The sequence below is a fragment of the Komagataeibacter xylinus genome, from assembly GCF_009834365.1.
Classification (GTDB): Bacteria; Pseudomonadota; Alphaproteobacteria; order Acetobacterales; family Acetobacteraceae; genus Komagataeibacter; species Komagataeibacter xylinus_D.
On record NZ_CP041348.1, the window covers coordinates 417,837 to 438,193 of the forward strand.

Annotated in this window: 14 protein-coding genes and 1 tRNA gene; 2 read left to right on the forward strand and 13 right to left on the reverse strand. The window is 64.4% G+C overall.

The annotated features are described in order from the left end of the window. Positions 1–164: 164 nt before the first annotated feature. The 13 genes from FMA36_RS19110 to FMA36_RS02110 form a co-directional block, all read right to left on the reverse strand. A complete protein-coding gene (locus tag FMA36_RS19110) occupies positions 165–311 on the reverse strand; it encodes a hypothetical protein (RefSeq protein WP_167517997.1) in 147 nt (48 codons plus the stop codon). Between the two features lie 36 nt (positions 312–347). Next, entirely contained in the window at positions 348–1,301 is a 954-nt protein-coding gene (locus FMA36_RS02055) for a heme o synthase (RefSeq protein WP_159260430.1), read from the reverse strand. A gap of 2 nt (positions 1,302–1,303) precedes the next feature. After that, positions 1,304–2,665: a cbb3-type cytochrome c oxidase subunit I gene (locus FMA36_RS02060; protein WP_206065161.1), complete on the reverse strand. Its 1,362-nt coding sequence runs from the start codon at positions 2,663–2,665 to the stop codon at positions 1,304–1,306. A gap of 166 nt (positions 2,666–2,831) precedes the next feature. Next, positions 2,832–3,545, reverse strand: coding sequence for a class I SAM-dependent methyltransferase (locus FMA36_RS02065; protein WP_159260432.1), 714 nt, complete (start codon positions 3,543–3,545; stop codon positions 2,832–2,834). 222 nt (positions 3,546–3,767) lie between these two features. Next, positions 3,768–4,775, reverse strand: coding sequence for a glutathione synthase (gene gshB / locus FMA36_RS02070; RefSeq protein WP_159260434.1), 1,008 nt, complete (start codon positions 4,773–4,775; stop codon positions 3,768–3,770). Between the two features lie 112 nt (positions 4,776–4,887). After that, positions 4,888–5,418, reverse strand: a complete 531-nt coding sequence (gene greB, locus FMA36_RS02075; protein ID WP_159260436.1) for a transcription elongation factor GreB — start codon at positions 5,416–5,418, stop codon at positions 4,888–4,890. Beyond that, positions 5,412–6,305: an aldose 1-epimerase gene (locus tag FMA36_RS02080; RefSeq protein WP_159263494.1), complete on the reverse strand. Its 894-nt coding sequence runs from the start codon at positions 6,303–6,305 to the stop codon at positions 5,412–5,414. Before FMA36_RS02080 ends, greB begins: the two co-directional genes overlap by 7 nt. A gap of 37 nt (positions 6,306–6,342) precedes the next feature. Then, complete coding sequence (uvrB, locus tag FMA36_RS02085; RefSeq protein WP_159260438.1) at positions 6,343–8,586, reverse strand: excinuclease ABC subunit UvrB; 2,244 nt, start codon at positions 8,584–8,586, stop codon at positions 6,343–6,345. Between the two features lie 69 nt (positions 8,587–8,655). Next, on the reverse strand, positions 8,656–10,047 hold the full coding sequence (locus FMA36_RS02090) for an ABC1 kinase family protein (RefSeq protein WP_159260440.1): 1,392 nt from the start codon (positions 10,045–10,047) through the stop codon (positions 8,656–8,658). Further along, on the reverse strand, positions 10,028–11,863 hold the full coding sequence (locus tag FMA36_RS02095; protein WP_240906451.1) for a M3 family oligoendopeptidase: 1,836 nt from the start codon (positions 11,861–11,863) through the stop codon (positions 10,028–10,030). The genes FMA36_RS02090 and FMA36_RS02095 overlap by 20 nt, the downstream gene beginning before the upstream one ends. A gap of 209 nt (positions 11,864–12,072) precedes the next feature. After that, the gene (gene gltB / locus FMA36_RS02100; RefSeq protein WP_159260444.1) at positions 12,073–16,605 is read right to left on the reverse strand and encodes a glutamate synthase large subunit; all 4,533 of its coding nucleotides are present in this window, start codon (positions 16,603–16,605) and stop codon (positions 12,073–12,075) included. A 2-nt stretch (positions 16,606–16,607) separates the two neighbouring features. After that, entirely contained in the window at positions 16,608–18,062 is a 1,455-nt protein-coding gene (locus tag FMA36_RS02105; protein WP_159260446.1) for an NAD(P)-dependent oxidoreductase, read from the reverse strand. A gap of 167 nt (positions 18,063–18,229) precedes the next feature. Beyond that, entirely contained in the window at positions 18,230–19,123 is an 894-nt protein-coding gene (locus tag FMA36_RS02110; protein WP_159263496.1) for a complex I NDUFA9 subunit family protein, read from the reverse strand. A gap of 237 nt (positions 19,124–19,360) precedes the next feature. Here FMA36_RS02110 and FMA36_RS02115 point away from each other — a divergent pair. Further along, positions 19,361–19,447, forward strand: a tRNA-Leu gene (locus FMA36_RS02115). Positions 19,448–19,688: 241 nt separating this feature from the next. Further along, the gene (locus FMA36_RS02120) at positions 19,689–20,336 is read left to right on the forward strand and encodes a ribonuclease D (protein WP_159260448.1); all 648 of its coding nucleotides are present in this window, start codon (positions 19,689–19,691) and stop codon (positions 20,334–20,336) included. Positions 20,337–20,357 lie beyond the last annotated feature (21 nt).

Sequence of the window (20,357 nt, forward strand, 5' to 3'; positions counted from 1 at the left end):
GGCACCAGTTCCGCAGGAGTGTCCTTCACCTGCACCAGGGCGCCACGTTTCCCACATGTATCCCCTGATGAAGAGCAAATTTTCTGGCTACTACCTTTTTAAAAGGCGGTGTTCTTCAAAGATTTTTGAAAACAGCTTCACCAGAAACTTTTACACTGTTCTCTTTATAGAGGGGTGAGGCTGAGCGCGTAGAGGATCACCGCCAGCGCCGAGAGCGTAACGGCCACAGCCTTGATACGGCCCTTGTGCCGACTCAAGGCCTCCTGCGCTTCCTGCTGCGGGGTCGCCTGTGCGGTTGCTGCTGGCTCCATGAGCCTGATCCTCCCGTATGGATGAAAACGGCCCGCTCAGTGGGCAATGAAGGCGTGGTCGGCCAGCAGGCCAAGGAACAGAAAAAACAGATAGGCCAGCGAATAGCGGAAAGAGCGCCGCGCCGGGCCATCACCCGTCAGGCTGACACCATTGGCATCCTGCCTATCACGCAGCACGCCTATGGCGCACAGAATGAACCCGGCACCCAGCACGCTTGCCACGACCGTGTACAGCCAGCCCGCAAGGTGCATGAAAGACGGCACCAGCGAGATGGCGGTGAGAATGATGGTGTACCACAGGATCTGCCAGCGCGTGTGCCGCGCGCCCCTGACCACTGGCAGCATGGGAATGCCCGCCCGCCCGTAATCCTTGCACGCATAAAGCGACAGCGACCAGAAATGCGGCGGTGTCCACAAAAAGATGATGCCGAACATGACCACCGGCATGACGGCCATCGACCCCGTGGCCGCCGCCCAGCCGATCATGGGCGGAAAGGCGCCCGCAGCCCCCCCGATCACGATGTTCTGCGGCGTCGAGCGCTTGAGCCACATCGTGTAGATCACGGCATAGAAGAAGATGGAAAATGCAAGGATGCCCGCCGCCAGCGCATTGGTGGCCAGCCACAGCAGGATGACCGAGGCCACCGAAAGGCCAATACCGTAGCCCAGCGCCGCATCCGGCGCGATCCGTCCATCGGGGATGGGACGGGTTACGGTACGCTTCATCACCGCATCGATGTCGCGGTCATACCACATGTTGATGGCACCTGCCGCCCCGGAGGCCATGCACACGCACAGGATGCTGACAGCAGCGACCAGTGGGTTGATCGGCCCCGGCGCCATGGCCAGGCCGGCGGCACCGGTAAACACCACCAACGAGATGACCCGCGGCTTGAGCAGCAGCAGCCAGTCACGCGCCAGCGTGCCAACGCGGCTGGAATCATAGGCAAGGCCAGCTTCGCTGGCCGGGTTGGTTACGGTGCCGCTCATGGTCATGCCTTTTCGCGCGCGGGGGAGGGTACCTGCCATTCAGCCGTGCGGGCACCCGGCCCCCAGTAATTATCCGGCAGGGGTGCACCCGGGCGCAGGCCCGCCTGCACCACGATGCCTGCAAACACCAGCACCGACAGGCCCATCAGCACCGCACCCAGCACGCCCAGCGCCCCATGGAACGCCAGCAGCGACAGCACGGTTCCGCCCACTGTCAGCGCGAAATGCAGGCGGCTTGCGCCCACCGGGGCCACATGACCCACCATCTTGCCAATCCAGTAATAAAAGCCCGCAAACAGCGCGAATACAGCAGCATACAGCGTTGCGGCATGTACATCAGCCATGCCGCCGGGCCGCAGCGACATGACGGAGCCGGACAGCAGCAGGGCTACAAAGCCCACCGCCCATTCCATTGGCACGGAGGCGCGCATGTGGCCCAGCCGCACCGTCTGCGCCCATGCCGACAGCACGACGAGCACCGGCACCACGATCAACCCAAGCTGCACTGCGGCTGAAGGTGCTGCCAGATGCGCAAGCCCGCCATGCAGCAGGTCATGCACCCATACGGAACTGCCACCGACCGACATGACCACCAGCGCACCCAGCACAAGGCGCGGCATCTGCAGCGGGCGGGCGCAGAAGGTCTCGACAACCTGCGATACGATGCCGATGGAAGGCAGCAGCAGCAGCGCGATCTCGGGGCCGGAAAAGGCATGCAGCAGCGCATCGATATGGGTGGAGACATCGCCGCCAGCCAGCCAGATGCGCGTCAGCCCACCCGCCATGACCGGCATGACCATGACCGCCATCATGCCCGCAAGCCCCTGCGCCCACACGAACAGCGGCAGGTCGCGCAGGCGCTGGCCCATCGGCCCCATGTTCAGCACGGTCGCGACCATGCAGATGCCCTGCATCAGCATGCCCAGGCACCAGCCCAGCAGCGCCAGCAGCGAAACCTGCGCGGGAAGCGCGGGCGAAAGCCCTGCCAGCACGGCCACAAAGCTGGCTGCAACCAGCGCCCACCCCGCCAGCGCCACGCGCGGCAGCGCAAGTTCACGTGCACGCAGCAGCAGCGGCACGAACCAGTTGCCAAACCCGCCCGTAAGGGCTGGCAACGCACAGAAGAAGACCATCATCATGCCATGGCGCCGCGCAATGCGCTCCATGGCGCCGGGGGTGTCGCCTCCGGCCCAGGCCTCGATCAGGGCATGGGGCAGCAGGCCTGCCTGCAGTCCCACCGCCAGCAATCCGCCCACGAGGCCCGCCACGATGGCCATGACGAGATACAGCATGCCGATGGTCCTGTAGCGACAGGCCCCCGCATCCTGCACCGCATCCGCCCCGAACTGTGTGCCTGTGGGCATACGATGTACTCCCTGCTGCCATGCGCCGGTTATGGCATGGCCAATCGTTACCATGATTTCATCATATACCGCGACTTATACACAAAAACGACCCTGTGGGCCGCCTGTGTGGTCGCGCAATTGTCATTTCAGCCCTGCCGCTGGGGCAGGGCTGTGCCTGTGTGGCTCAGGCCACCATCGGGCTGGCGCAGTCATCCGCCTCACGCTCGAGCGTGACGAGGGTGAACAGCCCTGCGGGGGGCACCGACTGCAGGGTGGCGCGACGCAGGTCAGCAGGGGGCAGCAGGGATTCAATGGCGAAATCGGGGTGCCAGCCCAGCGAGTGCGAGGCCCGCGCCATGCCGCGCTCGACCGCAAGCCTGACCCCGCCCTCGGCCAGGAAATGGTTGACGAACAGGATATGCCCGCCCGGCCTGACCACGCGCTTGAGCTCGGCAAGCAGCGCGCGCGGGTGCGGCACCACCGAGGCCACGAACATGGCCACCGCGATATCGAACGCGCCATCCTCGAAGCCGGTGGCCTCGGCATCCATTTCCAGCAGGGCATCAACATTGGACAGCTTCATGCGGGCCACGCGCTGGCGGGCGCGCTCGAGCATGTCGCCTGACAGGTCGATGCCGGTAATGCGCTTGTCGGCCCGGTAATATGGCAGGGCGAGACCTGTGCCCACGCCCACTTCCAGCACCCTGGTACCGGGCAGCGTGTTCACCGTCTCGACCGCGCGCTTGCGGCCAAAGGTGGAAATGCTGCCAAACAGCGCGTCATACACGCTGGCCCAGCGCCGGTAGGCCGCCTTGACCGCGTTTGCATCCATCGCGGAACGGGGAGACGGGATATCCACAACCCTTTCGGCGGCTTCATTGGGCAGGACATCGCTCATCGGGCTGCTCCCTTGTCGTGGCCATGGAAAAGGGCATGGCCAGCCCCCTTCCGTGCTGCGTCTGCCATGATCAAATCCGTCCCATCGTGCTGCATTACAATTCCACCTGACCTGCCCACGTGCCACACGGCCCGCGCAACTGCCTGTAATCCCTATCCGGTGTCACGCCACAGGGCGCCACAGCCACGACCACCGTGCCTGTCATGAACACCGGTTCAATCTCTACGCGTTCACGCCGCCTGCGACCAGACGGGATGTGATCGCATCCCATATCAGGCCTGCGGTATTGATGCCGTCAAAACGGTCAATTTCCTGCAGGCCGGTCGGCGATGTGACATTGATCTCGGTCAACCATTCCCCGATCACGTCAATTCCGACAAAAATCAGCCCCTGCTCGCGCAGCATGGGGCCAATCGCGTTGCAGATCTCGCGGTCGCGCGCGGTCAGCTCCGCCCTGACCGGCCTGCCGCCCACATGCATGTTCGAGCGGGTCTCGCCCTCGGCGGGGATGCGGTCGATCGCACCCACGGGCTGGCCATCAACAAGGATGATGCGCTTGTCGCCCCTGCGCACGGCGGGTTCGTAACGCTGGATCATCAGCGGCTCGCGTGAGCGGGCGAAGTGCATTTCCAGCAGGGCATTGAGGTTGGGGTCATCCTCACGGATGCGGAATACGCCAGCGCCCCCGTTGCCAAACAGGGGCTTGACGATGATGTCGCGCCATTTCGCGCGGAATTCCAGTATCGCCTTCACATCCCATGTCACCAGCGTGGGGGGCATGAGATCGGGGTAATGCGTGACCAAGATCTTCTCGGGCGCGTTGCGCACGGCGGCGGGGTTGTTCACCACCAGCGCGCGGTCGGGGCCGATGCCGTGGATGTGCTCGAGAATATGGGTAGCGGTAATGTAGGCCATGTCGAATGGCGGGTCCTGACGCATCAGGATCACGTCCATGCCTGCAAGGTCGATCACCTGCTCGGGGCCGAAAGTGGCGTGATCGCCCGCCCTGCGCTGCACCGTAACCGGGCGGGCGCGCGCGCTCACGCGGTCCGTGCGGTGGCCCTGCGGGCTGGCGCGCCCCTCGCTCAGGCTCAGCGCCTCGACCTGATAGACAAACAGTTCATACCCCCTGGCCTGCGCCTCGAGCATCATGGCAAATGTCGAATCACCATTGATGTCGATGGCACCAAGCGGGTCCATCTGGACGGCAACCTTCAGGGGGCGTGACATAGGATCAGTTTCTCCGCGCGGAACAGGTCCGGTTCGAGCCGATGGTTACAAAAGGCAACCACCGGCAGCCAAATGTCATAATATGCCTTCCGCCCCACGGCCAGCCCCCCTTTCAGGGTAAAGGCGGATAAGCAATGGCGAGCACCTCGATCGTTTCCTCCCCGCGCGGGGTGACCAGCTTCACCTCATCGCCCACGCCCGCGCGCATGAGGGCGCGGGCCACGGGCGAGACGAGGCTGACCTGCCCTGCCGCCATATCCGCCTCATCCACGCCGAGGATGGTAACGGTCCGTTCCTCATCACGTTCGCTCACGTAAGTAACGGTCGCGCCAAAAAAGACCCGGTCGCGCCGGGGCTGGGCGGCGGGATCGACAATGATGGCGTTGTCGATGCGCCTGGTCAGGAAGCGGATGCGGCGGTCGATCTCGCGCAGGCGGCGCTTGCCGTACTGGTAGTCGCCATTTTCCGAGCGGTCGCCATTGCCTGCCGCCCAGGATACGATTTCAACAATTTTTGGCCGTTCATCGCGCAGCAGGGCATTGAGTTCGCGCCGCATGGCCTCGATGCCCGCGGGCGTGATGTAGCATGACAGGCCGCCGGTTGCAGGCTTGCCATCCTTTGTTGCGGCAGGGGTCTTCAGCATCGCGCCACCGTCATGCGGATATGCCCTTCCATCTTCTGGCCCGGCGCGAGCACGCGCACGCCGCTATCGGCAATGGCCATGCGGTTGAAGCCATCATTCATGTTGCTGACCGGCTCCAGCCCGATATAGGGCTGGCCGGGCGGCGTAAACAGCACGAGATGACGCAGTTCGGGGCTGCCCTCGAGCGTGAGGGCATAGCCCTCGCGCGGCCAGCGCAGGAAGGCGCTGCCCGACCAGCCGGCGTAGCAGTTGTCAATGGCCGCCTCCCCCACGTCGCGCATATGGGCAAACGACCACTGCCCCTCCGCCGGAATGCGCAGGAGCGGCAGGTGATCGGGCGCGCTGGTCCACACGCTACTGGCCGCAAACCCGACCCTGAGCCCGGCATGGCGGGGAAAATACGGATGAAACCCCATGCCCACGGGCTGGCTGCGGGTATCTGTGTTCTCGATCAGGATGCCAATCGAAAGACCGGCCTCGCGCAGGTCGTAGCGCAGCTGGGCGCGGTAGCTGAACGGCCATTCCCCCGCGCGCGGGCCAAGGGGGGCGTAGTCGAGCGAGAGGGTGGTGCTGCTGTCCGACAGCATGGCGATTCGCCACCGGTGCTGCCAGCCATTGCCGTGAATGGCGCAGTTCTCGCCGCCAAAATTGGGGGTGAGGTGATAATCCACCCCTTCGAAGCGGAACTGGTCGCCCGCCACCCGGTTGGAAAACGGCACGAGCGGATACCCCGCCACGGCGCGCCCGTGCTGCGCCAGAAGATGGGGGTCGGCCACCGGGCGCAGGAAATCCATCGTGCCGCTGCGCCAGAAGGCGATGCTGCCGCCCATGTCGGGCAGCAGGCCGAGACGGGCCGCCCCCGCCTGGAGTTCCAGGGTTGCCGACATCTCGCGTTCATGCTGGCCCGCGCATGGCGGCATGGCCTTATCGCCCACGGCGCTTTCCCCTTCCCTTCGCCTGCTGCGGATCATAGCCGCCGCCACCGGGCCCGAGTGGCACGGGGCCACGGTTGCGCCGGGCGATGGCCTTGGGGCTCGTGCCCGGCATGCCAGCGCTTGATTGTGGCAGCGGTGGTGGCTCCATGCCCAGTTCGAGGGCTTCGAGCCTGCGGATTTCATCGCGCAGGCGGGCGGCGGTCTCGAATTCCAGCTCCGCCGAGGCTTCACGCATCTTCTTTTCCAGATCGGCGATGGCGGCCTTGTAATCCTTGCCCACCATCTCCTGCACGCTGCCATCCGCCGTGGGTGCTACCGTGACATAATCCTGCTCGAACACCGAGGAGATGGCCTCACCGATATGCTTGCGCACCGATTGCGGGGTGATGCCGTGCTCCTCGTTCCACAGGCTCTGCTTTTCGCGCCGCCGCGCGGTCTCCTCAATGGCGTAGGCCAGGCTGTCGGTCATCTTGTCGGCATAGAGCAGCACGCGGCCATCAACGTTACGCGCGGCACGGCCAATGGTCTGGATGAGCGAGGTACGCGAGCGCAGGAAGCCTTCCTTGTCAGCATCAAGAATGGCGACGAGCGAGCATTCGGGAATGTCCAGCCCCTCACGCAGAAGGTTGATGCCGATCAGCACATCGAACGCGCCAAGCCGCAGGTCGCGGATGATCTCGATGCGCTCAAGCGTATCCACATCCGAATGCAGGTAGCGCACGCGGATGCCCGCCTCGTTCATGTATTCGGTCAGGTCCTCGGCCATGCGCTTGGTCAGGGTCGTGACCAGCACGCGCCCGCCATCGGCAATGGTGAGGCGGCATTCGGCCAGCAGGTCGTCTACCTGATGCTCGACCGGGCGGACGATAGTGATCGGGTCGATCAGCCCGGTGGGGCGGATGACCTGCTCGGCAAACACGCCCTCGGTGCGGCGCATCTCCCACGGGCCGGGGGTGGCGCTGACAAACAGGCTCTGCGGGCGGAATTTGTCCCATTCCGCAAAGGTGAGCGGGCGGTTGTCGAGGCATGAGGGCAGGCGGAAGCCGAATTCGGCCAGCACGGATTTACGCGCGTGATCCCCCCGCTCCATGCCGCCAATCTGCGGCACGGTCACGTGGCTTTCATCCACGATCAGCAGCGCATCCTCGGGCAGGTATTCAAACAAAGTGGGCGGCGGCTCGCCCGGCGCGCGGCCTGACAGGTAGCGTGAATAGTTCTCGATGCCCTTGCACACGCCGGTGGTCTCGATCATCTCGAGGTCGAACGTGGTGCGCTGCTGCAGGCGCTCGGCCTCGAGCAGCTTGCCTTCGGCCGTAAACGTGGCCAGCGTGTCGCGCAGTTCCTGCTTTATGCCGGTCATGGCCTGCGTGAGCGTAGGGCGCGGGGTGACGTAATGGCTGTTGGCGTAAATGCTGATGGATTCGAGGTCGCTGGTCTTCTCGCCGGTCAACGGATCGAATTCGCTGATCTCGTCAATCTCGTCACCAAACAGGCTGATGCGCCAGGCGCGGTCCTCGTTCTGCACGGGAAAGACATCAATCGTCTCGCCGCGCACGCGGAAGGTGCCGCGCTGGAAGGCGGCGTCGTTGCGGCGGTACTGCAATTCAACAAGTGCCTTGATCAGCTTGTCACGCGCGATCTCGCCACCAACCTCGAGCTTGACCACCATGCGCGAATAGGTCTCGACCGAGCCGATACCGTAAATGCACGAGACCGAGGCCACGATGATGACATCATTGCGCTCGAGCAGCGCCTGCGTTGCGGCATGGCGCATGCGGTCGATCTGCTCGTTGATCTGGCTGTCTTTTTCGATATACGTGTCCGACCGTGGCACATAGGCCTCGGGCTGGTAGTAATCATAGTAGCTGACAAAATACTCGACCGCATTTTCCGGGAAGAACTGCTTCATCTCGGCATAAAGCTGGGCGGCGAGTGTCTTGTTGGGCGCGAGCACGAGGGTGGGCTTCTGCGTGGCCTCGATGATCTTGGCCATGGTGAAGGTCTTGCCCGACCCCGTAACGCCCAGCAGCACCTGGTCGCGCTCGCCCGCCTCCACGCCTGCCACCAGCTCGGCAATGGCCGTAGGCTGGTCGCCTGCGGGCTCATAAGGCGAATGAACCCTGAATTTGTTGACCTTGGGCTTGGCTGCCTGCCGCTCGGGCTGGAAGGTGACCGGCATGTCGGCGGGGTCGATATCGGTCGTTTTCTTCTTTTTGCGTGATGCTGTTGCCATGGCTACACCAAGTGGGGCGTCACCGGCCCTGCCGCAAGGGCCACGACCGGCTGCTTCCCGCCGCCCCCTTTAATGCTGCGCGCCAAGCGGTGGCGGCACGCGGGCCGCGCGCATGGCCTCGGCCTGCCGGGTGGCAAGGGCCGCCTCGCTGAAGTCGCCTGCAAGTTCCTGAAACAGTGCATGCCAGTTCACCTTGGCCTTCAGCCGCAGGAACACGCTGCCCAGCCCCACGGCGGAGCGGTCAACCAGCACGAATTCACGCGGGGGCTGCACGCCACCGGTGCGCTTGAGGCCGTTATAGACCTTTTCGGCCACGGCGCGGCCATATTGCGGGTCGTTATCTTCCTGGATGAAGCGTTCGCGGTCATCGAGCAGCGGACCGTAGATGAAGCGCGCCCAGTCGTTGAGTACCCGCACCGTATCGCGTGACAGGTTGGCAAAGCCCCATGCCTCATAAGCCTGCATGGCCAGATCTTCATCATCCGTCTCGATCGCCTTGTGCAGGTCGATGATGCCCTGCACGAAACGCGGGCGGAAAATGCGGATGGCGCCAAAGTCGAGCAGGTTGATGCCGTAATCATCGCGCACGGTGAAGTTGCCCATATGCGGGTCGCCATGGATCACGCCATAGCGGTACAGCGGCGCATACCACGCGCGGAACAGCGCACGCGCCATGCTGTTGCGCTGCTCTTGCGTGGGGTTGGCGTCCAGCACCTTCTGCATGCTCTGGCCATTGACCCATTCCATGGTCAGCAGGCGGCTGGTGCACAGGCTGTCGATGGGTTCGGGAATGGTCACGTCGGGCCAGTCCGCCATCATGATGCGGTACAGCCGCATGTTGGCGGCCTCGCGCTGGTAGTCGAGTTCCTCATACAGGCGGTCCTGCAGTTCCTCGAGCACATCATCCTGGCAGATGGTGCTGTCGAGGCGGTAGAACAGGCCCACGGCCATGCGAAACTGACGCAGGTCGGATTCAACCGTCGATTTCATATCGGGGTACTGCAGCTTGCACGCCACCTGCCGCCCGTCGGGCAGCACCGCGCGGTGCACCTGCCCCAGGCTTGCCGCCGCCGAGGCCGTGCGGTCGAACGAGCGGAAGTTGCGCTCCCAGTTCGGGCCGAGTTCGGCGGCCATGCGGCGGCGCACGAAGGTCCAGCCCATGGGCGGCGCATTGGCCTGGAGCTGGGCCAGTTCCTTGGCATATTCCTCAGGCAGGGCGCCGGGAATGGTAGAGAGCAGTTGCGCGCCCTTCATCAACGGCCCCTTGAGGCCGCCGAGCACGCTTTTCAGGTCCTCGGCATGCACATTCTGATTGGAGCGGAAGCCCATCTTGTGCCCGGCAATGCGCGCGGCAATGCCGCCCACCGTGCCCGAGGTGCGCACCATGCGGCGGAATTCACCAAACAGGCCGGTATTATCGAGATTCCGTTCATCCGCCACGTCAGACACGCTCCAGTTCATCTATAAATCCGGCGATCACATCCAGCCCCTTCTGCCAGAACCCCGGATCGGCCGCATCCAGCCCGAAGGGGGCCAGAAGCTCGCGGTGCCGCAGGGTTCCACCAGCCTTGAGCATATCGAGATACTTGTCCTGAAAACCAGGGTACCCGGACCGGAATACCCCGTATAGCGCGTTTACCAGGCAATCGCCAAAGGCATAGGCGTACACATAGAATGGTGAATGGATGAAATGCGGAACATATGTCCAGTACACATCATAATCTGGCGTGAAGTTGAAAGCCGGGCCAAGACTCTCGGCCTGTGTCTGGCGCCAGATCTCGCCAATGCGCGCGGGTAGCAGTTCGCCCTTGCGGCGTTCCTCATGCACCAGTGTCTCGAAGCGGTAGAACGCGATCTGGCGCACCACGGTGTTGAGCATGTCCTCCACCTTGGCGGCCAGCATCAGCCTGCGGCGGGCCGGGTCGGTCTGGGCATCGAGCAGGGCGCGGAAGGTCAGCATCTCGCCAAACACGCTGGCGGTCTCGGCCAGCGTGAGCGGCGTGCTGGACATGAGGTAGCCCTGCCTGCCAGCCAGCACCTGATGCACGCCGTGGCCGAGTTCATGCGCCAGCGTCATCACATCACGCGTGCGGCCGCGATAGTTGAGCAGCAGGTAGGGGTGGACCGACGGCACGGTGGGGTGGGCAAACGCGCCTGAGGCCTTGCCGGGCACGGGGGGCGCATCGATCCAGGCGTGATCGAAAAACTGTTTCGCCACTTCCCCCATGCGCGGGTCGAAGCCTTCATAGGCGCCCAGCACCTGTTTCGTGGCATCCGCCCACGGAATCAGCGGTTCATCCTGCGTGGTCAGGGGGGCGTTGCGGTCCCAGTATTCCAGCTTTTCAAGGCCAAGCCATTTGGCCTTGAGCGCGTAATAGCGGTGCGACAGGCGGGGATAGGCCTCGGTCACGGCCTGCACCAGCGCGTCCACCACTTCATCTTCCACCATATTGGCGCAGTTGCGCGCCGAGGTGGGGCGCGGGTAGTGGCGCAGCCCGTCCATGATGGCCTTGTCCTTGGCCAGCGTGTTGGTAATGAGCGAGAACAGCTTCACGTTGCGGCCCAGCTCATCGCCAATGGCGCCCGCTGCCGCCGCACGCTGCCTGCGGTCAGGGCTGGACATGGTGTCCAGCGCATTGCCCAGCGTAACCTGCTCGCCGCCTACGCGCACGCGCAGGCCTGCCATCGTCTCATCAAACAGACGGTTCCACGCCGCAGCCCCCGTGACCGATTTTTCGTGCAGGACCGCCTCGACCTCATCGGAAAGCTGATAGGGGCGGAACACCCGCAAATCACGTAGGAAAGGTGCCCAGTGCGCCAGCGCCGGGTCGCTCATCTGGGCGGCCAGCGCCGCGTCATCAATGCGGTTGATCTCGAGCGTGAAAAACAGAAGATGCGTTGAAATGGTGGTCAGCCGCTCATTGATCGACTGTGCAAACCGCGCCACGCCGGAATCCGACGTATTGGCCGCGAACAGAAGCTGGGCGTATGACCCTGCCCGGCCCAGCACCTCGTCAATGCGCTGGTATTCGGCAATGGCCTGTGCCAGTTCCGCTCCCGGCAGGCTGGCCAGCCTGCCCTGCCATGCGTTGCTGAAGGCCTGCGCATCGGCCTCGGCCTGATCAAGATCGGTGGCAAGCGCGGGGGCATCCGGCCCGACATACAGGTCCGACAGGTCCCACCGCGGCAGGCCGGCAAGGCCGGTTGTGGTTGCGGGAGCCGGGGCATCGGCGCTGCGCGGGGCAGACAGGGAGGCGGGAAAATTCGCTTTGAACATAGATCGGGCACCAACCATCAGATCGGGCGAAGCCTGCGCACCAACGCCGACCCCGCGATTCCATGATGTGAATCTAGTGCGTCATGCCCCGCTAGGCGACCCCACCGCCCGATATTATGCCCACAACGCAGACGGGGCCGGACATTGCTGCCCGGCCCCGCCGTTTTCTGAAGCTTTTTGAAAAATGCTTCCCCAAAAGCTTCGTTTGCTTACGCGCCTACCGCCAGTGCGGGGGCCTCGAAGCCGATGACCCTGGCATATTCCTTGGGCACCACATGCCAGAAGCGCGGCAGCGTCTTCTCCCAGTTATGCAGCAGCAGTTCGGCATAGCGACTGCCGGTCTCACGTGCATGGGTCTCGACCTGCTCACGCAGCACGGCCTCCCATTTGGGATCCTGCACGCGGCACCACATGACCGTATCGGGGTTCACGCGCTCGGCAAACGTGCCGCTGGCGTCATATACAAAGGCCATGCCGCCAGTGAAGCCCGCGCCGAAATTGTCGCCAATCTCGCCAAGGATCACCACCGTGCCGCCGGTCATGTATTCACACCCGTTCGACCCACAGCCTTCGACCACCCCGATAGCGCCCGAGTTGCGCACGGCAAAGCGCTCGCCCGCCTGCCCTGCCGCATACAGCGCGCCTGCGGTTGCGCCATACAGCACCGTGTTGCCCACGATCGCGTTCTCGTTCGACACGAGGCTTGAGGAAGGCGAAGGCCGCACCACGATGGTCGCGCCCGAGAGCCCCTTGCCCACGTAGTCGTTCGCATCACCGAGCACCTCAAGCTTGAGGCCCTGCACCGCAAACGCGCCAAGCGACTGCCCTGCCGAGCCACGCAGCCGTGCCGTAAGATGGCCCGGTGCAAGCTTGGTCATGCCGAACTGGCGCACGATGAGCGAGGAGATGCGCGTGCCGATGGCGCGATGCGTGTTCTGCACGTTGTACTGCAGTTGCATCTTCTCGCCATGGTCGAACAGCGGGCGCGCATCGGCAATCATCTGCGCGTCCAGCGTCTCGGGCACTTCGTTACGCCCCTCACGCGTGCAGTAGCGGCCATAGGGGCCGGGATCGGCCTGCGCCAGCAGCGAGTTGAGGTCGAGGTCATCGAGGTAGTCCGCCCCGCGCAGCACCTGATGCAGCAGGTCGGTGCGGCCGATAATCTCGTTGAGCGTGGAGAAGCCCAGCGATGCCAGGATGTTGCGCACGTCCTCGGCGATGAAGGAGAACAGGTTGATAACCTTCTCCGGCGTGCCCTCGAACTTCCTGCGCAGTTCCTCGTCCTGCACGCACACGCCCACGGGACAGGTGTTGGAGTGGCACTGCCGCACCATGATGCAGCCCATGGCCACAAGGCTGGCCGTGCCGATGCCGAACTCTTCCGCGCCCAGCATGGCGGCGATCACCACGTCGCGCCCGGTTTTAAGCCCGCCATCGGTGCGCAGCTTCACGCGGTGGCGCAGGCGGTTGAGCATCAGCACCTGATGCGCCTCCGCCAGCCCCAGCTCCCACGGCATGCCCGCGTATTTGACCGAGGATTGCGGGCTCGCCCCCGTGCCGCCGGAATGGCCCGAGATCAGGATTGCATCCGCCTTGGCCTTGGCCACACCGGCCGCAATCGTGCCGATGCCCGAGCGTGCGACCAGCTTCACGGTCACGGTGGCATCGGGGTTGATCTGCTTGAGGTCGTAGATGAGCTGCGCCAGATCCTCAATGGAATAGATATCGTGGTGCGGCGGCGGCGAGATCAGCGTCACGCCCTCGGTCGCATGGCGCAGCCTGGCAATCAGGCCGGTCACCTTGAAGCCGGGAAGCTGCCCGCCCTCGCCAGGCTTGGCGCCCTGCGCCATCTTGATCTCGATCTCGCGGCAGTCATTGAGGTACTGCGCGGTCACGCCAAAGCGGCCCGAGGCGATCTGCTTGATGGCAGACGACGCATTATCCCCATTGGGGCGCGGCTTCGCGCGTGCCGGGTCTTCTCCACCCTCGCCCGAATCGGACTTGGCGCCGATGCGGTTCATGGCGATGGACAGTGTTTCATGCGCCTCGGGGCTGAGTGCGCCGAGCGAGATGCCCGGTGCAATCAGGCGCTTGCGCAGTTCGGTGATGCTCTCGACCGATTCCACCGGGATGGGCGTGCGCCCGCCACGGAAGTCGAGCAGGTCGCGCAATGCCACCGGCGGCTGGCGGCGCACCGCATCGGCATAACGCTGGTAGATGGAGAAGCTGCCGGTGCCCACCGCCGTTTGCAGCATGTGGATCAGGTTGCCATCAAAGGCATGCACCTCCCCGCTGCGGCGCAGCTTGTAGCGCCCACCAACGGAAAGCGTTTCCACCTGCCTGTTCCACGCCTTGTGGTGGAAGCTGAGCACATTGCGCGCAATACCGGTCAGGCCGATGCCCGAGATGCGCGAGGGCATACCGGGGAAGAACTCCGCCGTCAGCGCGCGTGACAGCCCGATGGCCTCGAAATTGTAGCCGCCACGATACGACGCCACGATGGAGATCCCCATCTTGGACATGATCTTGAGCAGGCCCTTGTTGACCGCCTTGCGGTAGCGCTCCACCGACTCGCTCAGCGAAAGCTGGCCGAACAGGCCGCGACGGTGGCGGTCGGCAATGCTTTCCTGCGCCAGGTACGGATTGACCGTGGTGGCGCCCACGCCGATGGTCACCGCAATGGCATGCACATCGAGCGCGCCGGCCGAGCGCACGTTGAGCGAGGTGAACGTGCGCAGCGACTGACGCACCAGATGCGTATGCACCGCCGCCGTGGCGAGGATCATGGGGATATACGCCCGCTCGCTGGACTGGTGCTCATCGGTCAGGAACACATGGGTGCAGCCCTGGCGCACGCGGTCCTCGGCCTCGGCGCGGATGCGCGCGATGGCGGCGCGCAGCCCGGCCTCGCCCTCGGCGGCGGGGAAGGTGCAGTCGATGATGCAGGCATTCTTGCCACAGAATTCGACCAGCGCCTGAAACTCACCCGTGGTCAGCACCGGAGAGGGAAGCTGGAGCAGGTCGCACTGGCTCTCGTTTTCCTCAAGGATGTTGCCAAGGTTGCCAAGGCGGGTCACGAGGCTCATCACCCGCGTCTCGCGCAGGCTGTCGATGGGCGGGTTGGTGACCTGGCTGAACGCCTGGCGGAAGTAATGCGCCAGACCCCGGTAGCGGGTGGAAAGCACGGCAAGCGGCGTGTCATCGCCCATCGAGCCAATGGCCTCGGCGGCGTTTTCCACCATGGGCTGCAGGATGGTCTCGAGATCCTCGAGCGTCAGGCCCACGGCAAGCTGGCGGCGGCGCAGCATCTCGGCCTCGAACAGCACCGGCTCGCTGCCATCGGGGCGGACAATGCTCGAGATCTCCTGCGTGCGCTTGACCCAGCTTGAGAAATCCTGCCGCTGCGAAAGTTCATCGAGCAGCTCTTCATTGCTGTAGAGCTTCGCGGTTTTCAGGTCGAGTGCGAGCGACTGCCCCGGCCCGAGGCGGCCACGGCTCACGATCTCGGCCTCGGGCACCTTCACCATGCCCGTCTCGGAACCCACGATCAGCAGGCCGCCCTGGGTCAGGGTGTAGCGCAGCGGGCGCAGGCCGCTGCGGTCGAGGCCCGCGACCATCCAGCGCCCGTCGGTGGCGCACAGGGCGGCGGGGCCGTCCCACGGTTCCATCACGGCGTTGCAGTAGGAATACATGTCCTTGTGGCGCTGCGGCATGGCGGAGTTGCCGCCAACGCTTGCCGGAATCATCAGGCAGCGCGCCATCGGCGCGTCACGGCCTGCGAAGGTCAGCAGTTCGAACACGTTATCAAAGCATGCGGTGTCCGACCCCTGCGCCTGCACCACGGGCTTGAGGTCATCCATGTAGGGGTCAAGGATGGGGTCGGCGAGGCGCGTCTCGTGGCTCTTCATCCAGTTCACGTTGCCCGAGATGGTGTTGATCTCACCATTATGGGCAAGGCGGCGGAAGGGCTGGGCCAGCTTCCATGTGGGGAAGGTGTTGGTCGAGTAGCGCTGGTGATAGATGGCAAACCGGCTGACAAAGCGCGGATCGAGCAGGTCGGGATAGAACTCGGTCAGGTGCTCGGCCAGAAACATGCCCTTGTAGATAAGCGAGCGGCACGACAGCGAGCACACATACAGGTCAACCTGATTGGCGATCGCACTCTTCTCGATCCGGCGGCGGATGACGTACAGGTCGCGCTCGAACTCTTCCTCCCCGCTGCCGGGCAGGTTGCGGATCAGGATCTGCTCGATCTCGGGGCGGGTGGCGTTGGCCTTCTCGCCAATGCAGTCGGTGTTGATGGGCACCTGGCGCCAGCCATAGATGCTGTAACCGAAGGCCAGGATCTCGCTCTCGATGATCTGGCGGCAGCGCTCCTGCGCTGCGATATCGGTCTTGGGCAGGAAGATCATGCCCACCGCGATCTGGCTGTCCACCCCGCTTTCAGCGCCGCCTGCATGAATGGCATCAGCAAAGAAATCCTGCGGGATCTCGACATGGATGCCAGCACCATCGCCGGTCTTGCCATCGGCATCGACAGCACCCCGGTGCCACACGGCCTTGAGTGCTGCGATACCGGCTTCCACCACGTCGCGCCGGGGCTTGCCATCAAGGGCGGCCACCATGCCCACGCCGCAGGCATCGTGCTCATCGGCGGGGGTGTACAGGCCGGAGATGGCCTGCGCGTTGTCGCGCCATTCCTGCACGAAATCGGTGGACTGGTTTTCGAACTGATCCATCATGCTTACTCCGCCACCTCGGCCTGTGCCGCCGTCATTTCTTGCAGCCATTCATGCATCTGCGCTGCCGCGTCGCGCCCGTCGCGGATGGCCCACACCACAAGGCTGGCCCCGCGCACGATATCGCCTGCGGCAAACACGCCGGGCAGGCTGGTCATGAAACTTTTCCGATCCACCATGAGCGTGCCCCATCGCGAGACTTCAAGCTCCGGCTGGCCCCACAGCGTGGGCAGCGGCTCGGGGTCGAAGCCAAGCGCCTTGACCACGAGGTCGGCCTCGAGCGTGAACGCGCTGTCCTCCACCGGCTCGACCGACTGGCGGCCCGAGGCGTCGGGCAGGCCGAGCTTCATACGGCTGGCGCGCACGCCGCTTACGCTGCCCTCGCCCTCAAACGCCTGCGGGGCTGCGAGCCAGACGAACTCGACACCTTCCTCCTCGGCGTTCTTCACCTCACGCACGGAGCCGGGCATGTTGGCGCGGTCGCGGCGGTAGAGGCATTTGACCGATTTCGCCCCCTGCCGGATGGCAGTACGCACGCAGTCCATGGCCGTATCGCCACCGCCGATCACCACAACCGACTTACCCGCGGCATTCAGGTCGCCATTGTCGTATTCGGCCACCCTGTCACCCAGCGAGACGCGGTTGGAGGCGGTGAGGTAATCAAGCGCGCGCACGATGCCGCCCAGACCCGCGCCAGGGCCGCCAATGTCACGCGATTTGTACACGCCGGTGGCGATCAGCACGCCATCATGGCGTGCGCGCAGGGTGGAGAACGCGATGCTGTCCGCGCCATCGGTATCGCCAATGCCCTTGCCGAGATGAAAATGAATGCCCGATTCCACCAGCAGCCTGTGCCGACGCAGCACGATGTCCTTTTCCAGCTTGAAGCCGGGGATGCCATACATCAGCAGGCCGCCGATGCGGTCGTAACGGTCATAGACATGGACCTGATAGCCCTGCTCGCGCAGTTGCACGGCTGCGGCCAGACCGCCGGGGCCGGCACCGATGATGGCAACGCTCTCATCGCGCTCGACCACCGGCTTGACCGGCTTGACCCAGCCGTTGTCGAAGGCGTTATCGGTGATGTAGCGCTCGACCGCGCCGATGGTGACGCTCTCAAATCCTTCCTCGATCACGCAGTTGCCTTCGCACAGGCGGTCCTGCGGGCAGATGCGGCCACAGATTTCGGGGAAGGTGTTGGTGGCGGAGGACAGTTCATACGCCTCCTCCATCCGCCCTGCCGCCGTCATCATCAGCCAGTCGGGGATGTTGTTGCCCAGCGGGCAGTGCACCGAGCAGAACGGCACGCCGCACTGCGAGCAGCGCGAGGCCTGCGTCTCGGCCCTGGCGGGCACGAACTCATCGTAAATTTCGTTGAAGTCCTGGCGGCGCGTCTCGGCAGGCCGTTTGTCGGGCTGCTCCTGCGCCACGGAGACGAATTTCAGCATGCGCTCGGCCATCGGTCTGCCCCTGGTCTGCATAATGGAAGGAAGGCGTCAGGCACGGCATACGCGCCCGGTGTCCGCACATGACCTACGCAACGCCTTGCCCAAAGAAAAGACAGCAGTACTGACCTTAATGCAGGAAACGACCAGAAATACGCGAAATTCTCCCCTCCGCGCCGAAATCAGTCCAGCACCAGATCCATGGGCGAGGGTGTTATGCCCAGCATCTCGAGCGTGCGGGCGCCGGGGGCCACGACGTTATCGACATAAAGCAGCCTGACCTGATCGCGGGTCAGCAGCTTGCCCGGCAGGTGCTCGAGCACGCTGGCCTGAATATTGGCAAGCCAGCGCGGCACCGCGATGAGCGGGCGCGGATGCCCGGCCCACCGCGCGGCCCAGGCCACGAGCTGGCGCATGGTCATGACCAGCGGGCCGCCGAACTCGAAGATGGCGCCCTCCATGCCCTCGCTGGAGGCGATGCGCAGCATGCCCTCGGCCACATCCCCCACCCACACGGGCTGGAAGCGCGTGTCCGGGCCAAACACCGGCACCACCGGCATGAAACGCGCCATGCGGGCGAACATGGCGGGAATGGCCCCCTCCACGCCAAAAATGAGCGAGGGCCGGATGATGACCGCCTGCGGCATGTGGCGGCTGACGGCGGCCTCCCCCTCGCCCTTGCTGCGGGCATAGGCCGAAGGGCTGCTCACATCCGCGCCAATGGCCGAGACATGGATCAGCCGCGCAACGCCTGCGGCAGCACTGATCCGCGCCACCCGTGCCGCACCCGCCACATGGATCGCCTCGAACGTGGCCGCCCCGCGGGGGGAAAGGATGCCCACAAGGTTGATGACCAGCGCGCTGCCCTCGATGGCGGCAACGCAGGCGGCCTCATCGGTTACGGAGGCGACGACGGGCACCACCTGCCCCACATCGCCAAGCATGCGCAGGGTTGCGGCATGTGCCGCCGTGCGGCCTGCCACGCGCACCACGTAACCAGCCCGCGCCAGCCGCCCCACCACGGAGCGGCCCACGAATCCGCTCCCGCCAAATACCGTTGCAACCTTGCGTGCCATGGCCTGCTCCTGCCCGTTATTCATGACTGTTTCCCTGGCCCCTGTTGTCGCATCTTTGCCCGATCGCTTCCCAGACATTTTGACTGCACAGCCATGCCGGACGGCCCGCTTTCCGCCGCACGGAGAATTAAAGTGCGCCTGATTTCAAAAAAATGCATTTACCCTGTTGACCGCCCCCGCCGGGCGGACTAAACAGCGCTCACACCACCCCGGCGGCCTCCGCTGGGGAGCCTCTGAGCCCAGATGGCGGAATTGGTAGACGCGCAGGTTTCAGGTACCTGTGGCCGCAAGGTCGTGGAAGTTCGAGTCTTCTTCTGGGCACCATCTCTCAAAACTGAATATCATTCCCCTCCGGGGGCGATCAGGACAGCCCGTCGCGGGACTGTCCCGTTATCTTTTTGCCTGTTCCGCAGCCGGAATTGGTGTAAACCGCCCCGAACACATCCTTCACGGTCCTGGCCGCCCAGGGCACAGGCAGGCGTTACGGCACAACGGATTGCCCTGCTTGCGGTTGCGTTGCAGACCTGCCACCGTGAATTCAATTGCGTGACGGAGCATTACACATATGGCCACAAGCCCATCACCCGACGCCATTCACTTCTATCGTGGCGACCTGCCCGCGCATGTCACCTTCAGCGGCAGTGTTGCGGTGGATACGGAAACGATGGGCCTCAACCCGCACCGCGACCGGCTGTGCCTCGTGCAGCTTTCCGGCGGCGATGGCCACGCCCACCTGGTGCAGATGCCCAAAGGTGCCAGCGCAGCCGACTGCCCCAACCTTGTGCGCGTACTTGCTGACCCGGCCCTGCCCAAACTCATGCATTTCGCCCGCTTTGACGTCGCCATCCTGCAGCACACGCTGGGCATTACGGTTGCCCCCGCCATCTGCACCAAGATCGCCTCCAAACTGGTGCGCACCTATACCGACCGCCATGGCCTGGCCCATCTGTGCCGTGAACTGCTGGGCGTGGAACTGAGCAAGCAGCAGCAGTCATCGGACTGGGGGGCGGATGTGCTCAGACCTGAACAACTGGCCTATGCCGCCTCCGACGTGCTGTACCTGCATGCCCTGTGGGCAAAGCTCGAAGCCCTGCTGCACCGCGAGGGGCGGCGTGAACTTGCGCAGGCCTGCTACGATTTTCTGCCCACGCGCGCGCGGCTTGATATACTGGGCTACGAGGATCCTGACATTTTCGCGCATCGGGCCGCCTGATGCCCCGTGCCCGGTTTGACC

Excerpts from the sequence above, each read along its gene's own strand:
- FMA36_RS02095 (WP_240906451.1), bottom strand. The coding sequence starts at position 11,863 with ATGTTCAAAGCGAATTTTCCCGCCTCCCTGTCTGCCCCGCGCAGCGCC.
- FMA36_RS02120 (WP_159260448.1), top strand. The coding sequence starts at position 19,689 with ATGGCCACAAGCCCATCACCCGACGCCATTCACTTCTATCGTGGCGAC.
- gltB (WP_159260444.1), bottom strand. The coding sequence starts at position 16,605 with ATGATGGATCAGTTCGAAAACCAGTCCACCGATTTCGTGCAGGAATGG.
- uvrB (WP_159260438.1), bottom strand. The coding sequence starts at position 8,586 with ATGGCAACAGCATCACGCAAAAAGAAGAAAACGACCGATATCGACCCC.
- FMA36_RS02105 (WP_159260446.1), bottom strand. The coding sequence starts at position 18,062 with ATGGCCGAGCGCATGCTGAAATTCGTCTCCGTGGCGCAGGAGCAGCCC.
- FMA36_RS19110 (WP_167517997.1), bottom strand. The coding sequence starts at position 311 with ATGGAGCCAGCAGCAACCGCACAGGCGACCCCGCAGCAGGAAGCGCAG.
- FMA36_RS02055 (WP_159260430.1), bottom strand. The coding sequence starts at position 1,301 with ATGAGCGGCACCGTAACCAACCCGGCCAGCGAAGCTGGCCTTGCCTAT.
- FMA36_RS02080 (WP_159263494.1), bottom strand. The coding sequence starts at position 6,305 with ATGTCGGCAACCCTGGAACTCCAGGCGGGGGCGGCCCGTCTCGGCCTG.
- gshB (WP_159260434.1), bottom strand. The coding sequence starts at position 4,775 with ATGTCACGCCCCCTGAAGGTTGCCGTCCAGATGGACCCGCTTGGTGCC.
- FMA36_RS02065 (WP_159260432.1), bottom strand. The coding sequence starts at position 3,545 with ATGAGCGATGTCCTGCCCAATGAAGCCGCCGAAAGGGTTGTGGATATC.
- greB (WP_159260436.1), bottom strand. The coding sequence starts at position 5,418 with ATGCTGAAGACCCCTGCCGCAACAAAGGATGGCAAGCCTGCAACCGGC.
- FMA36_RS02110 (WP_159263496.1), bottom strand. The coding sequence starts at position 19,123 with ATGGCACGCAAGGTTGCAACGGTATTTGGCGGGAGCGGATTCGTGGGC.
- FMA36_RS02060 (WP_206065161.1), bottom strand. The coding sequence starts at position 2,665 with ATGCCCACAGGCACACAGTTCGGGGCGGATGCGGTGCAGGATGCGGGG.
- FMA36_RS02090 (WP_159260440.1), bottom strand. The coding sequence starts at position 10,047 with ATGAACTGGAGCGTGTCTGACGTGGCGGATGAACGGAATCTCGATAAT.